We start from the raw sequence: 6,244 nt of genomic DNA on the forward strand, positions 1-6,244 counted from the left end.
CGCAGGGTGCGATGTCGCAGGCCGGGGTGCGGAGTGCGACCGATGGTGCTCGCTGGAAGGTCGCGGCGGGGACCGTCGCGGCCCGAACAATGGCGCCGGGTCGCGCTCGAAGCTTGTCCGGGTGCTGTCCGTGGACCTCGACGAAACTCGGCGGAATCGGTTCTGTGATTGAAAAAACGGTGACACCCCGCCGCTGTGGGGACTATGGTCCAGGCATTCCCCGTCTGGAGTTTGGTCGCTGATGGACTCTGTCATCCTGGTCGAGAAGGTCCGCCGACCAGACCCGCGCGGTCTGGTACGCGACCGGCTCGAGCATCGGTTGGCAGCCTCCGACGCGGCCCCGATCGGGCTGGTGCTCGGACCGCCGGGGTCGGGCAAGACCACGGTGCTGAGCCGGGTCGCGGGGTCCTCGGTCGAGCCGACCGCCTGGTATCGGGCCGGGGCGGAGGACGACGACGAGGCCGCGCTGGTCCGGCACCTGGCGTACGGCATCGGCGCGACGCTGCCCGATCTGGACGTCGCCCCCGTCGTCGGATCGGGCAGCATCGACGTCCTGCTGGCGGCGCTGGAGGCCGACGGCCGGCCGATCCGGCTCGTCGTGGACGATTTGCACGCCATCGCCGGCACCCGGGCGGAGGCGGCGCTGGAACGGGTCGCCACGCTGCGTCCCCGACAGCTGCGGATGATCTTGGCGAGCCGGCGGCCACCGGCGATCAACACCACCCGGCTGATGCTCGACGGCGAGCTCGAGCAGCTCGACGGCGAGGATCTCCGGTTCCGGTCGTGGGAGGTCGAGGAACTGTTCCGGACGGTGTACCAGCGGCCGCTGTCGCCGGAGGCCGCCGCGGCGCTGACCCGGCGCACCGGCGGCTGGGCGGCCGGCCTGCAGCTGTTCCATCTCGCCACCGCGCGGCTCAGCCGGACCGACCGCGAGCGCGCGATCGACGAGCTCACCGGCCGGACCCGGCTGATCCGCTCCTACCTGGCCCGCAACGTGGTCGACGGGCTGGCCGCGGAACGCCGCCGGTTCCTGCTGCACACCTGCACCCTCGGGGTGCTCACCGGAGAGCTGTGCGATGCGCTGCTCGACACCCCGGGCAGTGCGGCGCTGCTCGACCAGTTGGAGCGGGAGCAGTTCTTCACCACCAGCACCGACGGCGGTCTCACCTTCCGCTACCACCAGGTGCTACAGACGCACCTCGAGGTGGTGCTGGTCGACGAGCTGGGGGCGCAGGCCACCCGGGAGCTGTACGCCCGCAGCGCGGCCCTGCTCGAAGGGGACCGTCGCACGATGGCGGCAGTCCGGGCGTACGCCCGCGCGGAGGATTGGGGCTCGGTCGCCCGGTTGCTGCACCAGGGCGGCTCGGCGCTGCCGCCCGACGAGGAGTGGTGGAGCGGCGTGTTCGGGCGTCCCGGCGCGCCGGCCGACGATCCCGGCATCGTGGTCGCCGGTGCCCGGCGGCTGCTGCGCAACGGGCTGATCGCCGACGCGGTTGCGGCCTACCGGCATGCCGAGACATTGATGGACGACCTCGACTTCACCGCCCGCTGTGCCCACGAGCGCGCCGTCGCCCAGGTGTGGCTGCCGCAGCCGGTCGGGCTCGAACCCGGCAGACCGCGGACCGCCGAGCGGGACCTCCGCCTCTCGCTGGAGCTGCGGACCCTGACCCGGACGCTGCGGGCCCCGTCGGCGACCCAGGGCTTGGCCGCGGGACTCGGCCGGCTGCTGGCGGGTGACCTCGGCGGTGCGGCCCGCGCGGTCGCCGAGCCGAGCGACGAGGTGCCGCGGTGGGAGCAGTTGGCCGCCCGGCTGATCGGTCAGCTCGCCGAGCTGCTCGGCCAGCCGGACGAGGAGTCGGCCGGCCGGCTGGAGGAGATCGTGCTCACCGCCGACGTGGACGCCTTCCCGTGGCTGTCGCGGGTGGCGCGCGGCGTGCAGGCCGCGCTGTGGCTGGCCATGCGGCCCAGCGAATGGCGGATCGCCGCCTGCGCAGACCTGATCGAGGACTGCGTCCGGCATCGCGACGAGTGGGCGACCTGCCTGCTCACCGGGCTGGTCGGGGCCGCGCACGCGCTCGCCGGCAGGGCCGATCTGGCCGTCCCGCTGCTGCGCCGCTCGGCGGAGTGCGCGAATCGGTTGACCGCACCCGTGCTGCAGCTGTGGGCTGAGGCGATCGAGCTGGTGGTCGAGCGCGGCAGCGGCATGGCGAGCGACTCCGCCGACCCGGCTCCGCTGCTGCGCAGCGCCGAGTCGCTCGGGCTGACCGCGGTGGCCCGACTGCTGACCGGTGCCGAGTTGCCCGCGTGGACCGAGCCGCGACCGCTCGTCGACGAAACTGCCGAGCCGCCGGCCGTGCTCCCGCCGGCCACTGCAGAGCGGGCGGCCGGGTCGGCGGCCCGGCTGCAGTGTCTCGGGTCGTTCGCGCTCCTGGTCGGCGGCGATCCGGTGCCCTGGGGCGGCCTCCGGCCGCGGGCCCGATCACTGCTGATGCTGCTCGCCCTGCGAGCCGGCGAGCCGGTCCATCGCGAGGAGCTGATCGAGGCGGTCTGGCCCGAGGCGACGCTCGCATCCGGCACCCGCAGCCTCCAGGTGGCCGTCTCCAGCGTGCGCCAGTGGCTAGCCACCGCCGGTCTGCCGGAGGACTCGTTGCGCCGGCAGAGCGATGCGTACGCGCTCTGCCTGCCCGGGGTCACCGTGGACGTACGCCGATTCGAGGAGCTGGCCCGGGCGGCGACCGGCACGTCGTCCGCTCGGCCGGCGGACGGTGCTGGCGCGCTCGCTGCCTACCAGGCCGCGCTGGACGCCTATCGCGGCGACCTGCTGCCGGAGGTCGGGCCGGCGGAGTGGGTGATCGGCGAACGGGACCGGCTGCGTACGCTCGCCGCGCACCTCGCCGCCGACGCCGCCCGGGCCGCCCAGGGCGGGGGCAACACCTCGGCCGGGATCGCCGCCGCGCGCCGGTCGATCGAGCTGGATCCCTACCACGACCCGGCCTGGCGGCTGCTCGCCGAGCTGCTGGACAGCGCCGGCGACCACAGCGCGGCTGCCGTCGCCCGTCGCGAGCACGCCCGGGTCTGCGCCGAGCTCGGCGTCCCCGTGCCTTGACACCCGAGATCTCCGCGTCCCCCGCCTCCGGCCCCAGGGTCTCCGGAAACTGTGCGGTTCTGGCAATCGCCACCGGCGTGTCGCTGCTACAGCAGCACAGTTTTCCGTCGCGCCCTCGGGTCTTCGGAAACTGTGCCGGTCTTGCAACCGCCACCGGCGTGTCGGTGCAAGAGCAGCACAGTTTTCCGTCGGCCGCGGGACTGGTCGGGGCAAGCTCGGGGTGGTGGGTCCGGCGGGGATTCGGTCTCTGGGGCCTGACCCGAGAAACCGACCCTCGCCGCCGCGAAGGTGACGGCCACGAGCGTCGCTCCGGTGGGCAAACGCCCGCGAGGGTCGGATTCTCGGGTCGCGCCTCGGGGGCCCCGCCCGGCGACCAGTCTGAGCTGACACTGCCGCCCGACTCCGCGGCGCTCGCTCCGCCTCCCGGAAACTGTGCGGCTCCTGCATCCGCCGCCGGCGTGTCGCTGCAAGAGCTGCACAGTTTCCGGAGACGGGGGTCGGGTGCCGGGGGCCGGGTGCCGGGGGCCGGGTGCCGGGGCCGGGGACGGGAGGACGGCGGGGTGCCCGAGGACGACGGCCGGGTCGGCCTCCCGGGGCTATACCTCGTTCACCTGGACCCGGTGCAGCACGTGGGCCGGCTTTAGCTGGTCGACCAGAGCATCTAGCCGCTCGACCTCGATCGGGTCGTCCTCGGTGGAGTCGACGATCACCACGATCGCCGGCCGGTGCTCCCCGGGTAGCGGAGCGGACGGGTCGGACGACCAGGACGAGGCGCCGGTCTCCAGCACCTGGACGTCCACGCCGAGGGCGGCCTCGAGCGCAAGCTCGATCCCGCGCCGGGTCCCCCGGATCGCGTGCAGGTCGCCCGCGGAGGCCAGTAGCTTGCGTTGCAGGTCGAGATCCTCACCGGGATCCACCTCCATTCCGAGCCAGTGGCCGAGCCACGGCAGCATGTCCGCAGGGGTGGTCCCCAGGTCGAGATAGGCGGTGAACGCGTCCATGCTCAGCATCACCGGCGCGAGCACCTCGTCCAGGCCAGCGCACAGCTGCTGGGCGAATGGATCCTCCCGGATCATCGCCGGCAGCGTCGGCGAGAGCGGGAGCGGGCTGAGCGCCCCGTCGATTGTGCCCCTCACTTGCGGACCCGCACCTGGTGCTCGAACGAATAGACCAGCGCGGTCGGGGCGAGGTCGATGCGCTGCGACGCCGGTCCGCGCTGGCTGCTGTTCGGGTCGGCGGAGAAGAGCGCGACGCTGACCTCGCGGGACATGTCGACGCCCGGGATCCGGGCCAGGGCGGCGTGCACCTCGTGGGACTGCGCCGCCCGGCCGAACGGCCAGCCGGTGCCGTCCGGGCCGCCGACCAGCGGGTGGTACAGCGTGTACAGGGCCCGCAACACCTGGGACCGGACCTCGCCCGGATCGAACAGTGGGCGACAGCTCAGGCTGACCACCGCGGTCAGCGCCGAGTAGTCGGGCGGCTGCACCAGCAACCGGGTGCCGACCAGCCGGCGGGCGTCCAGGCTGCTCGCGATCCGCTCCAGCACCGCCGCCGGCGGGTCGAGGTCGCGGAGGCTGATCCGGCCCAGCTCGTCGCTGGCGACCTGCGGCACGATCAGCACCCGGACGCCGGCGCCACCGTCGGCGGTGTCGGCGACGCAGTGCACCCGCGCAGCGTCCGGTGCGACGTCCCTGGCGAGCTGCTCGAAGTCCTCGGCGGTCACCGCCCGGCCCCGCGAGCGCAGCAGCAGAGGCCCACGCGTCTTGGCGTCGGCCAGGCTCTCCGCTTCCGCGCCGCCGATGGCCGGCACCCGGTTCTCGACCGTGCTCACGTAGGGCACCGAGGTCTTCAGCACCCGGACCAGACCGCGGCCGACGTTGCCGGACTGGCCGCCGCCGGTGCGGTACGCCTCGAGCCGCAGCACCGCCCCGGCCGGTGGCACCGCGCCGTAGTGGATCAGACCGCCGTCGGCCGCCCGGACCGCCGGACCGAACTGGATCTCACCCCCGAACCGGTCGATCCGGAAGTGCCGGTCGTTGGGGCCGGACAGCGCGAAGTGGGAGACCTCGGTCCACTCGGTCACGGCGTCGCCCTGGATGGCGGTGAGCGTGGTCGGTGTCTCGGAGGGCAGCAGCGGTCGTTGCTGGACGACGAAACGCTGGGCCGGGGTGCCGTCGGACCGGCCGAGGATCTCCCCGCGGACCACCTCGGCGTGCACGGTGGGCACCGTCCCGCCGATGGTGAAGGCCGACACCGACAAGATCTGCGGCGAGGCCGTGTACGTCGGCTGGTCGGGCAGGGCCTCGACCAGCCGGCAGCGCAGCCACCCGGCTCGCTGCTTGGCGATGATCGACGCGGTGTGACCGCCGGGCACGTGCAGCACCACGTCGCCCGGCTTGTTCAGCCCGCCGGTGTCGTCGGAGCCGACCTCGCACGGCTCCCAGCCGCTGCCCTCGACCCAGGCCTCCCAGACCACCGGTGGATGGCGTGGATCGACGCCGCGGCCGGAGACTCGGCAGTTCATCCGGACCACGACCGCGCAGTACGGCACCGCGTTAGTCAGCCCGATCAGCAGCGCGTCGCCGACCACCGGCGAGGGAGAGAAGCAGCGGAAGCCCTCGGGGCCCGCCAGCGCCGCGGTCATGTCCGCCGGCGACTCACCGGCCGGATGGCTGCCGGCATGGGCGAACTCGCAGGGGATGATCTCGAGCTCCCGGGTCGTGCTGAACACGATCGGGTCGGCGACGTCGGTCCGGGCGGTCGCCACCTGGGTCTCGGCCCGGACGATCACCGGCTGGGGCTGGGCGGCGGACAGCCAGAAGGTCACCTGGCCGCGGGCGGCTGCCGGCGGGCGCAGCTCGACGCCGATCAGCTCGAGGAACTTGATGTAGTGCAGATCCGGCACCCGGTTCAGCCGATAGATCAGCTGGTCGACCATCTGGGCGAACGCCTCGATCAGGGTGACGCCGGGATCGGAGACGTTGTGGTCGGTCCAGGTCGGGCAGCGCTGCTGGACCAGCCGCTTGGCGTCGTCCACCAGGTCCTGGAAGTGCCGGTCGTCGAGATTGGGAGCGGGGAGCATGATCACGCACCTCCAGTGGAGACCGACCCGAAGGCCGCGGGCAGGGCCGGGGGAGC

At 73.4% G+C, this 6,244-nt stretch carries 3 protein-coding genes; 1 reads left to right on the forward strand and 2 read right to left on the reverse strand.

The window, feature by feature from the left end; all coding sequences use genetic code 11:
- The first annotated feature begins 241 nt into the window (after positions 1 to 241).
- Entirely contained in the window at positions 242 to 3,106 is a 2,865-nt protein-coding gene (locus tag ABD747_RS22985) for a BTAD domain-containing putative transcriptional regulator (RefSeq protein WP_344809056.1), read from the forward strand.
- Positions 3,107 to 3,702: 596 nt separating this feature from the next.
- On the opposite strand, the gene ABD747_RS22990 is transcribed toward ABD747_RS22985, so the two are convergent.
- A complete protein-coding gene (locus tag ABD747_RS22990; protein ID WP_344809058.1) occupies positions 3,703 to 4,242 on the reverse strand; it encodes a phage tail protein in 540 nt (179 codons plus the stop codon).
- On the reverse strand, positions 4,239 to 6,188 hold the full coding sequence (locus ABD747_RS22995; RefSeq protein ID WP_344809060.1) for a putative baseplate assembly protein: 1,950 nt from the start codon (positions 6,186 to 6,188) through the stop codon (positions 4,239 to 4,241). Before ABD747_RS22995 ends, ABD747_RS22990 begins: the two co-directional genes overlap by 4 nt.
- Positions 6,189 to 6,244: the final 56 nt, after the last annotated feature.

Source organism: Microlunatus ginsengisoli, assembly GCF_039537205.1.
GTDB classification, from domain to species: domain Bacteria; phylum Actinomycetota; class Actinomycetes; order Propionibacteriales; family Propionibacteriaceae; genus Microlunatus; species Microlunatus ginsengisoli.